This window comes from Flavobacterium sp. N2820 (assembly GCF_025947285.1).
GTDB lineage: Bacteria > Bacteroidota > Bacteroidia > Flavobacteriales > Flavobacteriaceae > Flavobacterium.
Genome location: NZ_CP110008.1, coordinates 1,675,954 through 1,693,991 on the forward strand (window position 1 = coordinate 1,675,954; position 18,038 = coordinate 1,693,991).

Sequence of the window (18,038 nt, forward strand, 5' to 3'; positions counted from 1 at the left end):
CAGGTTTCAAATGCAGTCAGGTTTTTTTTTGTAAATTTACGTTTTACCAAATATATTATGACACTTTCTTTAGAAACACCCGCTTTATTATTCTCTGCTACTTCTTTAATCCTATTAGCATATACCAACCGTTTCTTAACAATCGCTCAAATTGTACGAAGCTTAAAGAAAAACTACGACGACAATCATAACAAAAGTATTTTATTGGAAATCAAAAACCTAAATCTTAGATTAACGCTAATACGTTACATGCAACTTTTTGGAGTAATGTGTTTGTTCTTATCGGTTTTTGCAATGTTATTGCTTTATGTCAATCAAGAAAATTTTGGAATTTATTTTTTTGGAGCTAGTTTACTTTGTTTATTGCTTTCGTTAGGCATTTCTTTTTGGGAAATTAGTATTTCGGTAAACGCACTTCGTGTTCATTTAAAAGATTTGTCAGAAGACATTGAATAAATTATTATTCTACAATCCACAACAAAACTGGTTTTTCTGATTTTTGCAAACGTGTATCTAATTTTTCCATAAATTCATTTGAAACTGCTGGACAACCCCAACTCAATGGCGCAAATTTTGGATACACTTCATTATTTTTCACAGCATTCCAAGAGTGTAAAACCACAACTCTTTTGACCGCACTTTTATTACTTTCTTCCAAACCGTATAGCCAATATTTCACATTGATTCCCCAAGAACTATAATCGCGGTTGCCAATTTTATATTTTCCTTTCATGGAGCAATGGCTATCAACTCTGTTATCAAACCTTACTTTTTCCCATTTAGTTGGATTTTCTTCAAATTGGTCACAACTGCCATGAGTAACTAAATTTTTGTCCACTACTTTTTTTGTTTTAAAATCATAAATAAAAAAACGATTCTTGCCTGAATGAATACTTAAATCGACTAAAAAGTAATAATTTTCATCAAACCCTTCTTTCTGACAAAATGCTAATGCTTCTGTGTGAATTTTAGAATAGTCTTTTGAAGCTTCTACGTTATTTTCGGCATCATTGCAACATAAAAAACTAAGAATCATAACAAGAAAAAAGTGTTTCATACAAATGGGTTTAAAAACTATAACTCCATTTTATTTTTTTTATTTAAACCAAGATTGTTAAATTCATACTAAATTTCTGAATTCTGAATTCTAATTTCAAATTCGTTATATTTGCGCCCCTTAAAAATTTAGGCTATGTCAAACAACAATATTATTAAAGGCGTTTTTCTTGTTGCATTAGGTGCTACCAGTTATGGAATGTTAGCTACTTTCGTAAAACTAGCGTATCAAGAAAATTTTACAACTGCTGAAGTAACTTCCTCTCAATTTATCTATGGAATTATTGGCGTTTTAATCATTAATCTGTTTCAAAGAACAAAAAATAAAAACACTGCTGTAAAAGCAACTTCGAAAAACATTATGCACTTAATGTTGGCTGGAACTTCATTAGGAATGACAAGTGTTTTTTATTATTTAGCGGTAAAATACATACCCGTTTCTATTGGAATTGTATTATTAATGCAAACGGTATGGATGGGTGTTTTATTAGAATGGTTTTTAGATAAAAAAGCGCCTTCTTTCCAAAAAATAATTGCCGTACTTATTGTTTTAATTGGAACTGCCTTAGCGATAAATATTTTTAAAATTGATTTCAATGACACAACCATCAATTGGTCTAACGGAATTTTTTGGGGAATTTTAGCAGCTGCATCATTTACTACAACTATGTTTACTGCAAACAAAGTTGCACTAGGAATTTCATCGGCACAAAGAAGTTTATACATGCTTTTAGGTGGAGCAGTAATTGTTTTTGGCTTTAGTGTATATACACAAACAGCACCCTTTAATTTCGAAATTTTTACCAAATGGGGAATTATTTTAGCGCTTTTTGGAACCATTATTCCACCAATGTTGCTAAATGCCGGTTTTCCGCACACAGGTATTGGATTAGGAAGTATTGTTTCTTCATTAGAACTACCTGTTTCGGTATTAATGGCTTTTTTCTTATTAAATGAAAGTGTTTTATTGATTCAATGGATTGGCATTGTGTTAATAATTTTTGCCATTGTAATAATGAATATTCAATTTCACAAAAAATAACCACATCTTTTTTTGTGTTAATAAGTTTATTTTCAACTATTTAATTCAATAATTTTTTTTCATACTTTAGAAATAATAACCATTACAAGAAATTGTAAATAAACTATTTTAAAGATGAGAAAATTATTAGCTGAATTTTTCGGAACCTTTTGGTTGGTATTTGGTGGATGTGGTGCTGCCGTTTTTGCTGCTGGAATTCCAAATATTGGAATTGGATTAGTAGGAGTTTCATTAGCATTTGGACTAACCGTTTTAACTATGGCGTATGCTGTAGGTCATATTTCTGGTGGTCATTTCAATCCCGCAGTTACTTTAGGATTGTGGGCAAGTGGTCGTTTTTCTGAAAAAGAAATTTTACCCTATGTTGTATCACAAGTTTTAGGCGCTACAGCTGCAGCAGGAGTTTTATACCTAATTTTAAATGGTGGAGGTGGAACAGATTTTGCAGCAGATTCGGCAGGTGCTTTTGCATCAAATTTCTATGAATCTAATGCATTTGATACAAAAACATATTATAACGGTGTTGGATTTTCAATGGAAGCCGCTTTTTTAGCTGAATTCATATTAACAATGTTTTTTTTAATTATCATTCTAGGAGCAACCGACAGATTTGCCAACGGAAAATTTGCTGGGATTGCAATTGGTTTAGCACTAACATTAATTCACCTAATTAGTATTCCAATCACAAATACTTCTGTAAATCCCGCACGTTCTACTTCACAAGCCTTATTTGTGCAAGGCGAAGCAATAAGTCAATTATGGTTATTTTGGGTAGCTCCAATTGCTGGTGCCATTGCAGCTGGATATATTTACAAAAATTTATTACAAGACAACAAATAAAATTGACTTTAAAGAATTAAATTAGCGGTGTTTTAACATCGCTTTTTTTATGCTGAATTTGTTTCCCAAAGAAAAAATAATATTGCCATTACCCGATGCGGTTTTTGAATTTTATCCAAATTTCTTCCACCATGAAGAAGCAGATATCTTGTTTGAAAAACTACGATTAGAGACACCTTGGCAACATGATGAAATTACCATTTTTGGAAAAAAAATTTTGCAGCCTAGACTCACTTGTCTTTTTGGAAATGAAGGAAAACCCTATTCCTATTCTGGTTTAACAATGCAACCAAAACCTTGGAATAGCACGATTATGCACATAAAAAATGAAGTTGAAGCCAATTGCAATGAAAACTTCACAACCGTTTTAGCAAATTTATATAGAAACGAAAAAGACAGCAACGGTTGGCATGCCGATAACGAACGTGAATTAGGTAGAAATCCGATAATTGCATCGGTAAGTTTTGGAGAAGAACGAAAGTTTCAATTGAAACATATTTCGGACAACAACATAAAATTATCCCTCGATTTAACCCACGGAAGTTTATTACTAATGAAAGAAGGCAGTCAAATTCATTACAAACACCAAATTCCAAAAGCATCACAACCAAAGAATAATAGAATAAATTTAACATTTCGGACGATTTTATAACTATTTTTCAAAAAACAAGTTTTAAATCATTCTATTTTTAAAAATTCCTAAAAAAACAATTGACCCATTTTTTGAATTTATTTTTTTACTAATATTGAACTACAAACCAATAAAAAAGATAAAATAGCATTCATTTGATGAAATCGCGAAAACAAAGAATAAAAAGTGATTCCATTTGTTACCGATGAAAAAAAGTGTTTAAACTAATGAAAAAGAAGAAAATTTCAGAATTCGACAACGAAACCCTAAATAGAGTTGTTGCGATGGCCCAAGAGGAAAAAAAACCTTTTGAAGTTTTAAAAGAAGAATTTGGCGTGTCAGAAAACGAAGTGACTGAATTGATGCGAAAACGTTTATCTAAAGACAATTTTGAACTTTGGAAAAAGAAAGTTACAGCAACTAAACCTAAACCTAAACCAATTAAATACAACGAATTGGAAGACGATGATTTAGATAGTAAATATTACTTTAAAAATAAATTTGATTAAATTTTCAACTCTTGTTCAGCAAGAGTTTTTTTTTCAATTTTTTTAGAAAAAAAGTTTAACGAAATTCAGGTCGACCTAATAATTGAAATGACTTGGGAAGACCGACCCCCTTTTGAAGCAATAACATTTCAATTTGGTATTTCTGAACAAGAAACATTTGAAATTATGTGTTGCGAAATGAAAACTTCTAGCTTTAGAATCTGGCGCAAACGGGTTCAAAGAAGAACAACCAAGCATGCGAAACTTAGAACAAATGGAATCGACCGATTCAAATGCAAATTACAAAGACAAATAACTCACAACAAAATATCTAAACGATAAAATTGTAACATTTTATTCATTTTACATACTTATGTTAATAAACTAAGATTAAAATGAAAAAAATAATTCTTTCACTAGCAATGGTGAGTTTTCTTTGGAGTTGTACTTCAACCCAAAATGTAACCTCAACAAAAAACGAAGTTGATGTTACTATTGATTTAGTCAATGTAAAAGACGACAAAGTAATGGTAACCATTAAAACCCCAACTTTCACAACAGAAACGACTTCGTTTCACATTCCAAAAACGGTTCCTGGTACTTACTCTGAAGATGATTACGGTCGTTTTGTAGAACAAGTAAAAGCATTTGATGCTAAAGGAAATGTGCTTAAAGTGGCTAAAACAGATGAAAATTCATATACCATTTCAGAAGCAACAAAATTGGCTAAAATTACTTATTTAGTAAATGACTCTTTCGATACCGAAGGTGGTGCTGGATTTGGTGAGAGCGAAGACATATTTTCTCCATCAGGAACAAACATTAATGCAGGTGTAAATTTCATGCTAAATACACACGGTTTTATCGGATATTTCAAAGGAAAAGAAGAAACTCCATACAAATTAACAGTGAAACATCCTGCTAATTTATTAGGCGTATCTGCAATGATTGACGCAGATAATAGTGATACTTCTGATGTTTTTGTAATGCCAAAATATGCTAGTTTGGTAGAAATGCCAATCATGTATTCAAAACCAGATTATACTTCATTTATGGTTGATGACATGGAAATCATCATCAGTGTGTATTCTCCAACAGGAAAATATACGGCAAAACAAATTACGCCAAACATGGAAACGATGATGAAGGCACAAAAACGATTTTTAGGCCCAATCGACTCAACAAAAAAATATGCAATTTTACTTTATTTATCAGATGTAGCTGCTAAAGATGCAAAAGGATTTGGTGCACTAGAACACCCAACTTCAACAGTAGTTGTAATGCCTGAAGTAATGGGATTAGAAATGTTACAAGAACAATTGAAAGATGTAGTTTCACACGAGTTTTTTCATATTGTAACCCCTTTAACCATTCATTCAAACGAAATCCAAAATTTTGATTTCAACAAACCTGAAATGTCTGAACATTTATGGATGTATGAAGGAGTAACAGAATATTTTGCAAATTTATTCCAAGTAAACCAAGGTTTAATTGACGAGGCAGCTTTCTATGAAAGAATGGCAGGTAAAATTGCACAATCGCGCCAAATGAATGACAATATGAGTTTTACTAAAATGAGTAAAAACGTATTAAACCCACCTTACAAAGAGCAATATTTAAATGTATACCAAAAAGGGGCATTAATTGCTATGTGTATGGATATCATTATTAGAGAAAATAGCAACGGTAAAAAAGGAATTTTAAATCTGATGCAAGAATTATCTAAAGAATATGGAACTACAAAAGCATTCAAAGACGAAGAATTATTCGGAAAAATTACAGCATTAACCTATCCTGCGGTAGGAGAATTTTTAAACAAACATGTTGCTGGAGAAACGCCAATTCCATACGAACAATATTTTGCAAAAATGGGTGTGTCTGAAACAACAATTGAAGTAGCAGGAAATCCATTCTTAAAAGGACAAACTCAACCTTATATTACAGTTGATCCAAATACAAAAGAAATCATGATTTTACCTGAAATTGAATTGAATTCTTTTATGACTACTTTAGGATTAAAAAATAATGATAAAATTCTTGCCATTAATGAAACAGCCTATAATCTTGACAATATCTACGATATGATTATGGCTAGTATGAACTGGAAAGATGGTGAAGCTATTACTGTAAAAATCAAAAGAGACGGAAAAGAGCAAACAGTGAAAGGAAAAATTGTAATGCCTAAAGAAAAACAAGATGGCTATCAATCAACAGACGACTCTAAAAAAACTATTCGTGAAGCTTGGTTAAGAGGTTAAAATTGAAGATTAAAGAATAATGATTTTTGAATTTTGATTACTTTAGAACTTGAAATTAAATTTAGAAATTAAATTTGTTCTTGAAATTGAAATAGAATCCTCAAAGTACATAGTATTTTGAGGATTTTTTTATTTACTTTGCGAACTCAAAATAAAAATTTCAAAATGAAGAAAATAGTTTTAGCGTTGCTTACAGTTATATCTTTTATTTCTTGCGAAAAGAAAGAAACCGTTGAAGATGCAAACGTTCACATTACAGTAAATGTTGATGGTTTAAGCCAAGGAAAATTATATTTACAAAAAATAGAAGATACTACTTTAGTAATTATTGACAGTATACTAATTAATGGCGATTCTAAATTTGAAAGTCACGTTAAATTAGATAGTCCAGAAATGTTATATCTTTTTTTAGATAGAGGAAAAACCAATTCTATTGACAACAGTTTAGCATTTTTTGCTGAACCAGGAAACATTACCATTGAAACTACTTTAAAACATTTTTTTGCTGATGCAAAAGTTAAAGGTTCAAAAAACCATGATTTATGGATGGAATTCAAAAAAATCAACGACCGATTTAATGACGAAAATTTAGTTTTAATGGAAAAACGTTTACAAAACGAATTAAAACCAAATCCATCATCTACAGATAGTATTGAAGCAGCCTACGAGAAGCTTTTAAAGAGAAAATACAGATACACGGCACATTTTGCAACCACACATGGAGATGCAGCCATAGCGCCTTATTTAGCGCTTTCTGAAATTGCAAACATCAATATGCCCTATTTGGATACTATTCAAAAAAGTATGAAACCCGATGTAGCTAAATCAAAATATGGTAAGATGCTTACCGAATATGTAAAAGAAAGAAAAGCTACTGAAAAATAATAAAGTAATATTACTAGAAACCACAACAAATAAGTTGTGGTTTTTTGTTTACTAAAACTCCTAAAAACGAAAAAACCATCACTGTTAAGTGATGGTTTTAATTTGAGCCGGCGGAGGGACTCGAACCCACGACCTGCTGATTACAAATCAGCTGCTCTAGCCAGCTGAGCTACGCTGGCAACTCAAATTTCGAGTGCAAATATAAGGGTGAATTTTTAATTTCCAAATATTTTTTGCACTTTTTTTATTGATTTTTTTAATTTAATTCGTTTATTTTTGCAACAAATTGATTAGCAGCCGCTTCGTATTCTTTACGAATTTGTTTGAAATGTGCTTTTTTATTTTCAACATCTCTTTGATTTGCTTTCGTCATTAAAGAATCAAAAGTTTCGTAGATTTCGTCCTCTAATTTTTCAGAAGCTTCCGTTGGTCTTCCACCGTTAGTCATTTCCCAAACATATACAATGTTTAAGATATCACCATAAACGTAATTGATTTCTTTTTTCAAGTTTTTAACGCTTGCCATTTTTTATAAATTTAAAATTTGGTACAAAATTACATAATATATTTTGTTCTCAGCAAATTATATCGAAATTTCTAATAAAGTAGCTTTTCCTTTGAGTGTTAAATGATCTATAATTGCAGGAATCAAAATCGTATCACCCATTTGATAACGCATAATTTCACCATTTAAAACCAATTCAAATTGTCCATTGGTACACATAAAAACAGTAAAAGCGTCTTTGGATTTTTTCCACAGAAAACAATCTTGTAGGGCAATAATATTCGTTTTAAAATAAGAACAATCCACCACAGACGAAGAATGATTTGGTAATTCAGAATATTCAATTTTTGAATCAGTAGTATTGTAATTAATGGCTTCCAAGGCTAACTCGGTATGCAGTTCTCTTCCTATTCCGTTAGCATCAACTCTATCCCAATCGTAAATTCGATAAGTAACATCACTGGTCTGCTGAATTTCTGCAACTACAACTCCTGCTCCAATTGCATGAATAGTACCAGTTTCTAAAAAGAAAACATCGCCTTTTTTTACGGGATATTCATTTAATAAAGAGACTAAATTCTTGCTTTCTAATTTTTCTAAATATTCTTCCGGATTGGAATCATTTTTAAAACCTACTACTAAACGAGCTGCTTCGTCGGCTTGCATTACATACCACATTTCAGTTTTTCCAAATGAATTATGGCGTTCTTTTGCTAATTCGTCATTGGGATGCAACTGTATCGACAAATCTTCTTTAGCATCAATAAATTTAAACAATAATGGGAATTGTTTTCCAAAACGAGCAATTACAGATTTTCCTAAAATTTCTAGTGGATATAAATCAATAATTTCATTAATGTTTTTTCCTTCAAAAACACCAGTTGCAACTATACTAACATCCCCAGGAACCGTTGAAATCTCCCAACTTTCACCAGTAGTTTCAGAAACGATTGGCTTGTTTAGATAAGATTTTAACTTGGTTCCGCCCCAAATGCGGTCTTTCAGAATAGGGATAAAGGTTAAAGGATAAAACTTCATGTTCAGAATGGTGAATTACAAAGATGCAAAAAACTAACCAATTACTAAAATTGATTCGCTTAGTTTTTACAATAAAATACTTTATTTCGAATTTTTAATTGCAGTTAACGCTTTTGTAATGTGGTTTTTAGCACTCATATTATCAAAAATATAAATTGCTTTTCCTGTAGCGTCAAATACATAGGTAACTCTACCAGGAACTAGTCCAAAAAGCGCCGTTGGAACTCCAAATAACTTGCGTAGTTTTCTATCTGTATCCGAAAGTAAAATAAAAGGCAAACGATGCTTTTGTTGAAAATTTTGATGCGAACTAACCGAATCACCACTTACACCTATAACTTCTGCACCCAAATCCTGGAAATCTTGATAGGCGTCTCTAAAACTACACGCTTGCGTAGTACAACCTGGCGTATTGTCTTTTGGATAAAAATAAATCACAACAGGTTTGTGTTGTACAAAATGACTATCGAAAGCTGTTCCGTCTTGTTTAACTGCTGTAAAATGAGGCAATTTATCACCTATTTGAATTGACATGTTTAATTTCCTTTATACGTTACAAAGTTTCTCGGCGTTTCATATAATGTAATTTCTAAGACTTTATCTGGTGCTATTAAAACACGAAGTTTATTCCAAATAATGTATGCTATATGTTCGGCTGTTGGGTTCAAAGCCGCAAATTCAGGAACATCTTCATTTAAATTTTTATGATCAAAAGCTTCTTCAATATGCTCTTTAATCAAATCAGACAAAATTTTAGTATCAATAACATATCCTGTTTCTTGATCAACTTCACCCGTAACTGATACAATTAATTCGTAATTATGACCATGAAAATTTGGATTGTTGCATTTACCAAATACTTCCTGATTTTTTTCCATAGTCCAATCTTTTCGATACAATCGATGTGCGGCGTTAAAATGGGCTTTTCTTGAAACAGTTACTATCATGGGATTTGATTATTGATTAATGTTTTTTGATTGCTGAAGTATTCTGAAATCTTAAATCTAAATTCTTTATTCTTAAATTTTATGATCTTCTAGATAGTGATAAAATTGGTCGAAAATAATTTTAAACCAAACGGTGTACAAAGCTGGATTTTGAATCATATCCTCTTTAATTGACTCAATTTTCATCCATTTCCAACTTTCCACTTCGTCGACATTAATGATAGGCTTGTCGTTATAATAACCAATCATAACGTGGTCTAATTCGTGTTCGGTTAAACCATTATCAAAAGGTGCTTTGTATATAAAATGAAACAATTCTTTTAAATCTGCCTCAAAACCCATTTCCTCAAACAAACGACGTTTTCCAGCTTCAATATTTGTTTCTCCAGCTCTTTGATGGCTACAACAAGTATTGGTCCACAATAACGGCGAATGATATTTATGATGAGCGCGTTGTTGCAACATAACTTCATTCTTATCGTTTAAAATAAAAACAGAAAACGCTCTGTGTAAAACTGCTTTTTCATGCGCTTCCATCTTATTCATCAGTCCAATTGGCTCATCATTTTCGTTTACCAATATCACTTGTTCTTCTTTCATAGCTTTTAATATACTTGTCAAAAATACGAAAAAAGTTAGGACTAAAGCGCTGTTTTTTTGTTTGTGAAAAGTTTAACGTCTGTTGAATTACAATCCCTTTTTAAAAGTAAATGGGAAAAGAAATCACTAAAATGAAAAAATATAAAATATTTTGACTACTTTTGTATCATTGGTAATGATAATAATTTCTTCTTGCAAAACTTTGACTCAAAGTACTTTATACATTTTTGTTTATTTAGCTTGTGTGTTTTTATCCTTATACTTTTAAATAATATTAATTTAATTACGTTTACATTTAATGGCTAGACCACAGGAAACTTTTAACAAAAAAGAACAAGAGAAACTTAGAGCTAAGAAAAAGAAAGAAAAACAAGAAAAAAAGGAAGCTCGCAAAGCAAATCCAAAATTATCGGGAGAGGATATCTATGTGTATGTCGATGAAAATGGACACTTAACAAACACACCGCCAGATCCTTCTAAAAAAATCATTGTAGACGTAGAAAGCATTGAAATCAATACTTCTAGAAGAACAGCTGCTGAAGAAGCACCTGTAGATAGAAGAGGAACAATTGATTTTTTCAACGAATCTAAAGGTTTTGGTTTCATTAAAGAAATTGAAACAGGTGAAAAATATTTCGTTCACATCAGTGGTCTTTTAGACGATGTAAAAGAAGGAAACTTAGTAACCTATGAATTAGAAAAAGGAGCTAAAGGAATGAATGCCGTTAGAGTTAAAAAAATATAATTCTTGTAAGATATATAAACAAAATCACAGTGAAAGCTGTGATTTTTGTGTTTTAAAACGACTTTTATTTGTAAATTTCCATACGCTAAATAAAATTAAACATGTATAAATTCTCATTGTTGCTTTTTTTAACATCATTTGTCTTAGTATATGGCCAAGAAAAAATGAAGGACACTACAATAATAGTAAAAACCTATTCACAAAGATGGGAATTGAATGATGCTGTAAAAAAAGGAACTTTTAGACTTATGTCATACAAACCCATTTATTTGACAGCAGGTAGAATTTCAAGCAACCCAAATAAATTACCAAAAAGCGAAAATCCAGATTATTCAGCATCCGAAAGTAACCCTTATAATAATATAGAAGCAAAATTTCAATTGAGTTTTAAAACAAAAGTAATCCAAGACTTATTATGGGGAAAAGGAGATATTTGGATAGGATATACACAAAAAGCACATTGGCAAATTTACAATACCGAAATTTCTAGAGCATTTAGAGAATTAAATTACGAACCCGAACTTATTTTTAAATATCCATTACAAATTAATTTTCTTGGCGGACAATTCAAATCAATCGGAGCCTCCTTTAACCATCAGTCAAATGGAAAAAACCTACCTACTTCCAGAAGTTGGAACCGAATTATTTTTCATACAGGATATGAAATAGACAATTGGATCATCACATTAAACCCTTGGATACGATTAGCAGATGATGAAGATGAAAATCCTAAAATAACCAAATACATTGGAAATGGAGAACTAAATGTAGCATATACATACAACAAACATCAATTTTATACTATTATCACTCACCCATTTTCTAGTTTTGAAGGCGGAAGTATTCAATTGAATTATGTTTTCCCAATAAAAGGACATTTACGGGGTCAAGTCCAAGTGTTTGAAGGGTATGGAGAAACCATGATTGATTATAATCACAGACAAACTACATTGGGAGTCGGAATTTCTTTTGCAGATTGGTAATCTTAAACAACTTGTAAACTTTCAGCAATTTTTAAGGCACATTTCTCACCATCTATTGCTGCAGAAATAATGCCTCCAGCAAAACCAGCTCCTTCACCGCAAGGATACAATCCTTTAATTTGAATGTGTTCCAATGAAAAATTATCTCTGGGAATGCGCACGGGTGATGACGTTCTACTTTCTGGAGCGTGTAAAATAGCTTCATTAGTCATGTAGCCTTTCATTGATTTTCCAAATTGAACAAAACCTTCTCGCATAATTTGAGCTAAAAATCCAGGAAAAACTTGTCCCATTTCCACCGAAGTAGTTCCGGGAACATACGATGTTTTTGGAATAGCCGCCGAAATTTTATTTTGCGTAAAATCAACCATGCGTTGTGCTGGAACTTTTTGAGTTTGTCCAGCTAAATACCATGCTTTTTGTTCAATAGCTTTTTGAAATTCCATTCCGGCTAACGGGCCAAATTTTTCATACGGTTTAAAATCCTCCAATTTTAATTCGACTACAATTCCAGAATTTGCCGTCGCTTGATCACGTTTTGAAGGCGACCAACCATTCGTAACTACTTCGCCCGGAGCAGTAGCACAAGGCGCAATTACACCTCCAGGACACATACAAAACGAATACATTCCACGACCATTGACTTGTTTTACAATTGAATAGGGTGCTGGAGGCAAATAATCACCTCTAAAATCGCACGAATATTGAATTTGGTCAATTAATTCCTGTGGATGTTCTGCTCGAACGCCTAAAGCGAAAGGTTTGGCCTCGATAAGAATATTTTTTTTATGCAGTAACTCGAAAATATCACGAGCCGAATGTCCGGTAGCTAAAATGACTTTATTTGCTGAAATAATATCCCCATTTTGAATAACAACACCTTGCATTTCGTTATTTTTTACTACAAAATCAGTTACTCGAGTTTCAAATAGTACTTGACCGCCACAAGCGAGGATTTTTTCTCTGATGTCTTGAATTATCTGTGGTAATTTATTGGTTCCAATGTGTGGATGCGCTTCTACCAAAATATCAGGTGTGGCTCCAAAACCTACTAAAAGTTCTAAAATTCGATCCACATCGCCACGTTTTTTAGAACGCGTATATAACTTTCCATCGGAATAAGTTCCAGCACCACCTTCACCAAAACAATAATTAGAATCTTCATTTACAATTCCATCTACATTAATTGCTTTTAAATCGCGACGACGACCACGCACATCTTTTCCTCGTTCTAAAACGATGGGCTTCAAACCTAGTTCGATTAGTTGCAAAGCAGCAAATAATCCAGCTGGGCCTGCACCAACAACAATTACTTCTTGTTTGTTAGCTACATTTGGATAATCGGGTAATTCGATTTTAGAAGCAACATAGTCTTCGCCAATCAAATAAACATTTGCTTTAATGTTCATTTTTATAGCTTTTTGACGCGCATCGATAGAACGTTTTAAAACCACCACTTTTTGAATTTCTTTTGGACTGACCTGAAATAACTTAGCAACATGTTGGGCTAACAAACTTTCGTTTGCAGCTACTTCTGGTGAAACTTGAAATTGAAATTCGCGTGGCATTTTAAAAATGAATTTAAGATTATTCAGTTGCAAAAATAGTAATTTGAAAATTGACTTTGTAACTTTGTACCATCGAAACTTATACAATGCGAAAAATAAAGTTAATTTGGGATTTTAGAGGAGAAGCCGCCGCAAAAACAGCAGAACACCACGACATTCATCTAAACGAATATTTAGAGAAAGAGAATATTACTTTAGAAAAAACAGGATTTGAAGTTGTCAATGAAATGCATGCCATTGCTTACATAGTAGTTGAAGAAAAAGACATGATAACTTTTAGAGATGCATTAAAACCCCATCGAGGTGAGGTTTATTTAAGTTAGTTTTTAAGTCTATTAATAAAATCTTTTGTGGTTTCTCCAGTGTGTTTTTTAAATAATTTCATGAAGTAGCTTGGACTTGAAAACCCTAAAGCATAAGAAATTTGACTAGTGTTCAGGTTTCGTTCAACCATTAAGCGCTTACTTTCTAATAACAATCGCTGTGTAATCAATTCTGTTACCGTTTTATTTAAAATAGATTTTGTAATTCTATTTAAGTGTTTTAAGGTAATCGCCAATTTACCCGCATAAAACGAAGGTGATTTTTCTGTTTTGAAATAAGCTTCTAATTCTGTTTCAAACTGTTTCAATTTGTAATTATAAACAGGTTGATTAATTGTATTAACAGCCGAATATAATCTAGTGATTTCGATAAAAATAGTATCCAAAAGATTGAGCATTTTATCGTTTTTATACATTAAATTCAAATCATATTCTTGAATCAGTAACTCAAAATAAGGTATAATTTGATTCATTTGTTGATTGGAAAGAAGTAATTCTGGGCTATTTTTAAACGATTGAAAATAAGAATATTCTTCTATCTTTTTAGTCTTAAAATACAGATTAAAAATCTCTTTCGAACAAAAAACAATGTATCCTTCAACATCTTGAGAAAGTTTCCATGAATGAATTTGCCCTGGTTGCATAAAAAACAAACTCCCTGAACAAATTGTAAATTTATCAAAATCAATAACATGCTCGCCATTTCCACTTGTAAACAAAACCAATAAATAAAAATTATGACGGTGCATCGTTTCTATAAAATGGTGCTTAAACAAATGTTTTTTTAATGAGTTTACATATAGACTATTTAAAATATTTCGATCAAAATTTTTAATTTCGTATACAGGATGATCCATGCTAATGTCTTTTTTGTACATGTTTTAGCGAAGATACAAAATCTTAAAAGGTAAAAGTTAAATTATCTTTGCTGAAATTAATTTCAATGAAAAACACACTAATAAACATTTTTAAAAATAATTGCCCAAATTGCGAAAAAGGAAAAGTTTTTAAAAATGGATTAATTAATTTTGGTTTTGGGTTCCCAATGATGAATGAATATTGTCGAAATTGTAATACAAAATTCGAAAAAGAACCTGGTTATTTTTTTGGTGCTATGTTTGTAAACTATGGCCTTGGTTGTGCTGAAGCTTTAGCTACTTACTTTATTGTTGCCCCTTTTTTTGATGAAACTTTTGACTTACGCATTTTTCCAATTATTGGCTTAGTTATCCTTAGTCTTGCCATCGTAAATCTCAAACTTTCACGATTAATTTGGATTTATATATTTAAGAATTATTCGGTGTAGAAACATTATTACTTTTCATCAAAATACTTTATTCCGAAAGACTTGAACACTCCTTCTAATTTATCCATTTTTTTATCACATAAATCTGGATAATTAAATTTATTTATGGACTGTATTTGAGTACAACTAAGACAAATTTCCAAAACATTAAAAACCTCATCTTCAGAATTAAAAAAAACGATTAAATGTCTAGGCTGATAACATGTAGCTATAGACTCATAATCACAAATTTTATTGTCATATAGGGTTTGATATGTTTTCTCTATCTGTTCTTTTGATAAAATAATTTTTTCTTTAATATTATTCTTTTCAATATTTACTTTTCCATTTTCAATTTTCAACTCTTTTAAAGCACCCGTATTATCTACTCCTTCTCTATGCCAAATTTCTCTGTTAGGATAAGACCAAATCTCAATCCTTTCTGCCGAAAGAAACGCATTATCAACAGGCATTTTTATTTGAGTTGATTTACAACCAACCAAGATGATAAAAAACAAAAAAAATAATTGTTTCATAATTTTAAAATTAAAATCCTCAACTTTCATTGAGGATTTCTTTATGTAAATTAACAAACTTAATTTGCCACTTCACTAATAAATTTAATTCGCATCAAACGAAGTTCTTCAATATCGTAATCGCCATCAAATTCTTTTAGTGCATCTTTAATATTATCCGATTCTGAATCCATGAAATACTCATGAATTTCCTCTTGTTGGTCTTCGTCTAAAATTTCGTCAATCCAATAACTAATGTTTAATTTAGTTCCCGAATACACAATTTGTTCCATTTCTTTTAACAAATCGTCCATGGATAACCCTTTTGCTTTCGAAATATCATCTAAGGCTAATTTTCGGTCAACATTTTGGATGATATATAATTTTAATCCCGAATTTGCTCCAGTAGATTTAACCACCAAATCATCAGGACGAATAATATCGTTATCTTCTACGTAGCGCGCAATTAGATCAACAAACTCTTTTCCGTATTTTTTAGCTTTTCCTTCACCTACTCCATGCACATTGCTTAATTCATCAATTGTAATTGGATATTTCAAAGCCATATCTTCCAACGAAGGATCTTGAAACACTACAAACGGTGGAATTCCAAGTTTTTTGGCTACTTTTTTACGCAAATCACGCAACATTCCCATCAAAGCCTCATCAGCAACACCTGTAGATTTTGCAGCCGTTACAATAGCTTCATCTTCTTCTTCATTGTATTCATGGTCTTCCGACATCATAAACGAAGTTGGTTTTTTAATAAATGCCTCACCTTTTGGCGCTAATTTTAAAACTCCATAGGTTTCGATATCTTTTGACAATAACCCATCTACTAATACTTGACGAATTAATGCCATCCAATATTTTTCATCAAATTTTGAGCCACTGCCAAAATAAGGATGTGTATCTATTTTCTGAGCTTTTATCACCGCATTGATTTTGCCCACTAAAGCAAAAATCACTTCTTTAGATTTGAATAATTGCTTTGTATCTCGCACCACTTTCAACAAAGTAACCACTTGATCTTGGGCTTCTACTTTAGATTTTGGGTTACGAACATTGTCATCCATATCAGCTCCATCACCTGTAACATCATCAAATTCTTCACCAAAATAGTGCAATAGAAATTTACGACGTGACATTGAAGTTTCAGCATAAGCAACAACTTCTTGCAACAACGCAAATCCAATTTCTTGCTCAGCAACTGGTTTTCCAGAAAGAAATTTTTCTAACTTTTCAATGTCTTTATATGAATAATACGCTAAACAATGACCTTCTCCCCCATCACGACCAGCACGACCCGTTTCTTGATAATAACTTTCTAATGACTTTGGAATATCATGGTGAATTACAAAACGCACATCGGGTTTATCAATTCCCATACCGAAAGCAATAGTTGCTACAACAACTTCCACATCTTCCATTAGAAACATGTCTTGGTGTTTGGCACGCGTTTTTGCATCTAATCCCGCATGATAAGGCACAGCGCTAATTCCGTTTACTTGTAAAACTTGTGCAATTTCTTCCACTTTTTTACGACTTAAACAATAAATAACACCTGATTTTCCTTTATGTTGTTTGATAAATCGAATAATATCCGATTCTATATTTTTAGTTTTTGTACGTACTTCGTAATATAAATTAGGACGATTAAATGAAGCCTTGAATGTATTTGCATTTGGCATATCCAAGTTTTTCAAGATATCTTCTTGCACTTTTGGCGTTGCCGTTGCTGTTAATCCAATCATAGGAACGTCGCCTAACTGACGCACAATATTTCTTAAATTTCTATATTCGGGTCTAAAATCATGTCCCCATTCAGAAATACAATGTGCCTCGTCAATAGCTACAAAAGAAACCTTTACCGATTGTAAGAAATGAATATATTCTTCTTTTGTAAGCGATTCCGGTGCTACATATAACAGTTTTGTAATACCCGAAGTGATGTCTTTTTTAACTTGATTTACTTCGGTTTTATTTAAAGAAGAGTTCAATACATGAGCAATACCATACTCCGAACTTAAGCTTCGAATGGCATCAACTTGGTTTTTCATTAAAGCAATAAGCGGCGAAACTACGATTGCAGTTCCTTCTAATACCAACGCTGGCAATTGATAACACAATGATTTTCCGCCACCAGTAGGCATAATCACAAAGGTATTATTGCCTGTGATGATACTCTTAACTACTTGTTCTTGAAGACCTTTGAATTGGTTAAAACCAAAATATTTCTTTAATTCTTTATGTAAATCAATTTCGTGTGGATTCATTCTCTATTAATATGATTTTACCTAAATTTGCAAACATAAAGATACGATTTTCT

At 31.8% G+C, this 18,038-nt stretch carries 22 protein-coding genes and 1 tRNA gene; 12 read left to right on the top strand and 11 right to left on the bottom strand.

What is annotated here, in order from left to right:
• Window positions 1-57 precede the first annotated feature (57 nt).
• On the top strand, window positions 58-456 hold the full coding sequence (locus OLM52_RS08160; RefSeq protein WP_264548048.1) for a DUF2721 domain-containing protein: 399 nt from the start codon (window positions 58-60) through the stop codon (window positions 454-456).
• Between the two features lie 4 nt (window positions 457-460).
• On the opposite strand, the gene OLM52_RS08165 is transcribed toward OLM52_RS08160, so the two are convergent.
• Window positions 461-1,057: a murein L,D-transpeptidase catalytic domain family protein gene (locus OLM52_RS08165; RefSeq protein ID WP_264548049.1), complete on the bottom strand. Its 597-nt coding sequence runs from the start codon at window positions 1,055-1,057 to the stop codon at window positions 461-463.
• 135 nt (window positions 1,058-1,192) lie between these two features.
• Here OLM52_RS08165 and OLM52_RS08170 point away from each other — a divergent pair, with 135 nt between their 5' ends.
• From OLM52_RS08170 to OLM52_RS08200, 7 genes are all read left to right on the top strand, one after another.
• Window positions 1,193-2,098 (top strand): DMT family transporter, encoded by a 906-nt coding sequence (locus OLM52_RS08170; RefSeq protein ID WP_264548050.1) that lies wholly within the window; start codon window positions 1,193-1,195, stop codon window positions 2,096-2,098.
• Window positions 2,099-2,212: 114 nt separating this feature from the next.
• Complete coding sequence (gene aqpZ / locus OLM52_RS08175; protein ID WP_264548051.1) at window positions 2,213-2,938, top strand: aquaporin Z; 726 nt, start codon at window positions 2,213-2,215, stop codon at window positions 2,936-2,938.
• A 49-nt stretch (window positions 2,939-2,987) separates the two neighbouring features.
• Window positions 2,988-3,590, top strand: coding sequence for an alpha-ketoglutarate-dependent dioxygenase AlkB family protein (locus OLM52_RS08180; RefSeq protein WP_264548052.1), 603 nt, complete (start codon window positions 2,988-2,990; stop codon window positions 3,588-3,590).
• A 206-nt stretch (window positions 3,591-3,796) separates the two neighbouring features.
• The gene (locus OLM52_RS08185; protein ID WP_264548053.1) at window positions 3,797-4,078 is read left to right on the top strand and encodes a TIGR03643 family protein; all 282 of its coding nucleotides are present in this window, start codon (window positions 3,797-3,799) and stop codon (window positions 4,076-4,078) included.
• Window positions 4,079-4,159: 81 nt separating this feature from the next.
• Window positions 4,160-4,399 carry a TIGR03643 family protein gene (locus OLM52_RS08190; RefSeq protein ID WP_413614426.1) on the top strand — a complete coding sequence of 80 codons (240 nt, stop codon included), beginning with the start codon at window positions 4,160-4,162 and terminating at the stop codon, window positions 4,397-4,399.
• Between the two features lie 53 nt (window positions 4,400-4,452).
• On the top strand, window positions 4,453-6,315 hold the full coding sequence (locus OLM52_RS08195) for a peptidase M61 (RefSeq protein WP_264548054.1): 1,863 nt from the start codon (window positions 4,453-4,455) through the stop codon (window positions 6,313-6,315).
• Between the two features lie 165 nt (window positions 6,316-6,480).
• Entirely contained in the window at window positions 6,481-7,200 is a 720-nt protein-coding gene (locus tag OLM52_RS08200; RefSeq protein ID WP_264548055.1) for a DUF4369 domain-containing protein, read from the top strand.
• Window positions 7,201-7,305: 105 nt separating this feature from the next.
• Here the strand turns inward: OLM52_RS08200 and OLM52_RS08205 are convergent.
• From OLM52_RS08205 to idi, 6 genes are all read right to left on the bottom strand, one after another.
• A tRNA-Thr gene (locus OLM52_RS08205) sits at window positions 7,306-7,379 on the bottom strand.
• 77 nt (window positions 7,380-7,456) lie between these two features.
• Window positions 7,457-7,726 (bottom strand): hypothetical protein, encoded by a 270-nt coding sequence (locus OLM52_RS08210; RefSeq protein ID WP_262318776.1) that lies wholly within the window; start codon window positions 7,724-7,726, stop codon window positions 7,457-7,459.
• A 57-nt stretch (window positions 7,727-7,783) separates the two neighbouring features.
• A complete protein-coding gene (locus OLM52_RS08215; protein ID WP_264550530.1) occupies window positions 7,784-8,749 on the bottom strand; it encodes a type I phosphomannose isomerase catalytic subunit in 966 nt (321 codons plus the stop codon).
• A gap of 75 nt (window positions 8,750-8,824) precedes the next feature.
• On the bottom strand, window positions 8,825-9,277 hold the full coding sequence (locus tag OLM52_RS08220) for a peroxiredoxin (RefSeq protein ID WP_264548056.1): 453 nt from the start codon (window positions 9,275-9,277) through the stop codon (window positions 8,825-8,827).
• Window positions 9,278-9,279: 2 nt separating this feature from the next.
• A complete protein-coding gene (locus OLM52_RS08225; protein WP_264548057.1) occupies window positions 9,280-9,690 on the bottom strand; it encodes a 6-pyruvoyl trahydropterin synthase family protein in 411 nt (136 codons plus the stop codon).
• A gap of 72 nt (window positions 9,691-9,762) precedes the next feature.
• On the bottom strand, window positions 9,763-10,290 hold the full coding sequence (idi, locus tag OLM52_RS08230; RefSeq protein WP_264548058.1) for an isopentenyl-diphosphate Delta-isomerase: 528 nt from the start codon (window positions 10,288-10,290) through the stop codon (window positions 9,763-9,765).
• Window positions 10,291-10,588: 298 nt separating this feature from the next.
• Here idi and OLM52_RS08235 point away from each other — a divergent pair, with 298 nt between their 5' ends.
• On the top strand, window positions 10,589-11,035 hold the full coding sequence (locus tag OLM52_RS08235) for a cold shock domain-containing protein (RefSeq protein WP_264548059.1): 447 nt from the start codon (window positions 10,589-10,591) through the stop codon (window positions 11,033-11,035).
• 101 nt (window positions 11,036-11,136) lie between these two features.
• The gene (locus tag OLM52_RS08240; RefSeq protein WP_264548060.1) at window positions 11,137-12,018 is read left to right on the top strand and encodes a phospholipase A; all 882 of its coding nucleotides are present in this window, start codon (window positions 11,137-11,139) and stop codon (window positions 12,016-12,018) included.
• 2 nt (window positions 12,019-12,020) lie between these two features.
• Here OLM52_RS08240 and OLM52_RS08245 read toward each other — a convergent pair whose 3' ends face one another.
• Window positions 12,021-13,586, bottom strand: a complete 1,566-nt coding sequence (locus OLM52_RS08245) for an NAD(P)/FAD-dependent oxidoreductase (protein WP_264548061.1) — start codon at window positions 13,584-13,586, stop codon at window positions 12,021-12,023.
• Window positions 13,587-13,672: 86 nt separating this feature from the next.
• Between OLM52_RS08245 and OLM52_RS08250 the strand changes: the two genes are divergently transcribed.
• A complete protein-coding gene (locus tag OLM52_RS08250; RefSeq protein ID WP_264548062.1) occupies window positions 13,673-13,909 on the top strand; it encodes a hypothetical protein in 237 nt (78 codons plus the stop codon).
• Here OLM52_RS08250 and OLM52_RS08255 read toward each other — a convergent pair.
• Window positions 13,906-14,787 (bottom strand): AraC family transcriptional regulator, encoded by an 882-nt coding sequence (locus OLM52_RS08255; RefSeq protein ID WP_264548063.1) that lies wholly within the window; start codon window positions 14,785-14,787, stop codon window positions 13,906-13,908. The genes OLM52_RS08250 and OLM52_RS08255 overlap by 4 nt on opposite strands.
• A gap of 65 nt (window positions 14,788-14,852) precedes the next feature.
• Between OLM52_RS08255 and OLM52_RS08260 the strand changes: the two genes are divergently transcribed.
• Entirely contained in the window at window positions 14,853-15,215 is a 363-nt protein-coding gene (locus OLM52_RS08260) for a DUF983 domain-containing protein (protein WP_264548064.1), read from the top strand.
• A gap of 8 nt (window positions 15,216-15,223) precedes the next feature.
• On the opposite strand, the gene OLM52_RS08265 is transcribed toward OLM52_RS08260, so the two are convergent.
• Both OLM52_RS08265 and recQ read right to left on the bottom strand, forming a co-directional pair.
• Entirely contained in the window at window positions 15,224-15,730 is a 507-nt protein-coding gene (locus tag OLM52_RS08265; RefSeq protein WP_264548065.1) for a hypothetical protein, read from the bottom strand.
• Window positions 15,731-15,789: 59 nt separating this feature from the next.
• Complete coding sequence (gene recQ, locus OLM52_RS08270; RefSeq protein WP_264548066.1) at window positions 15,790-17,985, bottom strand: DNA helicase RecQ; 2,196 nt, start codon at window positions 17,983-17,985, stop codon at window positions 15,790-15,792.
• Window positions 17,986-18,038: the final 53 nt, after the last annotated feature.

Excerpts from the sequence above, each read along its gene's own strand:
- OLM52_RS08160 (WP_264548048.1), top strand. The coding sequence starts at position 58 with ATGACACTTTCTTTAGAAACACCCGCTTTATTATTCTCTGCTACTTCT.
- OLM52_RS08165 (WP_264548049.1), bottom strand. The coding sequence starts at position 1,057 with ATGAAACACTTTTTTCTTGTTATGATTCTTAGTTTTTTATGTTGCAAT.
- OLM52_RS08170 (WP_264548050.1), top strand. The coding sequence starts at position 1,193 with ATGTCAAACAACAATATTATTAAAGGCGTTTTTCTTGTTGCATTAGGT.
- aqpZ (WP_264548051.1), top strand. The coding sequence starts at position 2,213 with ATGAGAAAATTATTAGCTGAATTTTTCGGAACCTTTTGGTTGGTATTT.
- OLM52_RS08180 (WP_264548052.1), top strand. The coding sequence starts at position 2,988 with ATGCTGAATTTGTTTCCCAAAGAAAAAATAATATTGCCATTACCCGAT.
- OLM52_RS08185 (WP_264548053.1), top strand. The coding sequence starts at position 3,797 with ATGAAAAAGAAGAAAATTTCAGAATTCGACAACGAAACCCTAAATAGA.
- OLM52_RS08195 (WP_264548054.1), top strand. The coding sequence starts at position 4,453 with ATGAAAAAAATAATTCTTTCACTAGCAATGGTGAGTTTTCTTTGGAGT.
- OLM52_RS08200 (WP_264548055.1), top strand. The coding sequence starts at position 6,481 with ATGAAGAAAATAGTTTTAGCGTTGCTTACAGTTATATCTTTTATTTCT.
- OLM52_RS08210 (WP_262318776.1), bottom strand. The coding sequence starts at position 7,726 with ATGGCAAGCGTTAAAAACTTGAAAAAAGAAATCAATTACGTTTATGGT.
- OLM52_RS08220 (WP_264548056.1), bottom strand. The coding sequence starts at position 9,277 with ATGTCAATTCAAATAGGTGATAAATTGCCTCATTTTACAGCAGTTAAA.
- OLM52_RS08225 (WP_264548057.1), bottom strand. The coding sequence starts at position 9,690 with ATGATAGTAACTGTTTCAAGAAAAGCCCATTTTAACGCCGCACATCGA.
- idi (WP_264548058.1), bottom strand. The coding sequence starts at position 10,290 with ATGAAAGAAGAACAAGTGATATTGGTAAACGAAAATGATGAGCCAATT.
- OLM52_RS08235 (WP_264548059.1), top strand. The coding sequence starts at position 10,589 with ATGGCTAGACCACAGGAAACTTTTAACAAAAAAGAACAAGAGAAACTT.
- OLM52_RS08240 (WP_264548060.1), top strand. The coding sequence starts at position 11,137 with ATGTATAAATTCTCATTGTTGCTTTTTTTAACATCATTTGTCTTAGTA.
- OLM52_RS08245 (WP_264548061.1), bottom strand. The coding sequence starts at position 13,586 with ATGCCACGCGAATTTCAATTTCAAGTTTCACCAGAAGTAGCTGCAAAC.
- OLM52_RS08250 (WP_264548062.1), top strand. The coding sequence starts at position 13,673 with ATGCGAAAAATAAAGTTAATTTGGGATTTTAGAGGAGAAGCCGCCGCA.
- OLM52_RS08255 (WP_264548063.1), bottom strand. The coding sequence starts at position 14,787 with ATGTACAAAAAAGACATTAGCATGGATCATCCTGTATACGAAATTAAA.
- OLM52_RS08260 (WP_264548064.1), top strand. The coding sequence starts at position 14,853 with ATGAAAAACACACTAATAAACATTTTTAAAAATAATTGCCCAAATTGC.
- OLM52_RS08265 (WP_264548065.1), bottom strand. The coding sequence starts at position 15,730 with ATGAAACAATTATTTTTTTTGTTTTTTATCATCTTGGTTGGTTGTAAA.
- recQ (WP_264548066.1), bottom strand. The coding sequence starts at position 17,985 with ATGAATCCACACGAAATTGATTTACATAAAGAATTAAAGAAATATTTT.